Genomic DNA, 464 nt, shown 5'->3' with positions numbered 1-464 from the left:
GGAGTTGACGACCAATTACAAGGTCAGCGGGTGATCATTTTTACCTACCATTTAGAAAATGTGCCAAATTGGATAAAAAATAAGGATATTTATAGCTTATATAAAGGTTATGGCGGTTTAGAGAAAGCCGTATTGGGTGAAAGACCTGTTAAAGGTGCGCATAACTATAGTATTTCTTCTGATGGAAGATTAAGCTTAATAAGGGCTAGAAGTGGTAGTTATATTTTATAAAATTATTTTAATTCATTAGATTACTGTTAAGTTTAAGATTTGCGGGGTAAAAAAGTGTTTCCATACTTACTGTCATACCAATATACAGCTGAAACGAGTCATAAGCGGAAGCAGTGACAGAATCGATTAACAAATTTTAACTAACAGGTAATAACTGATGAAAACACAAATCAAAAAAGTCTTAATATTAGGTAGTAGTTTACTGATGTTATCGTTACTGACAGGGTGCGATT

General features: G+C 33.0%; 1 protein-coding gene. It reads left to right on the top strand.

Features of this window, described 5'->3' with window-relative positions; genetic code table 11:
* Positions 1–231, top strand: a 231-nt coding sequence (locus tag A9G36_RS10210; protein ID WP_176701012.1) for a hypothetical protein, incomplete at its 5' end; no start/stop codon positions are given.
* Between the last annotated feature and the right edge of the window lie 233 nt (positions 232–464).

Origin of the sequence: Gilliamella sp. Choc6-1 (genome assembly GCF_001690385.1) — a bacterium.
GTDB lineage: Bacteria > Pseudomonadota > Gammaproteobacteria > Enterobacterales > Orbaceae > Gilliamella > Gilliamella apicola_A.
The sequence above is the reverse complement of the archived record's forward strand: the minus strand, read 5'-3'. Positions and strand labels throughout refer to the sequence as shown.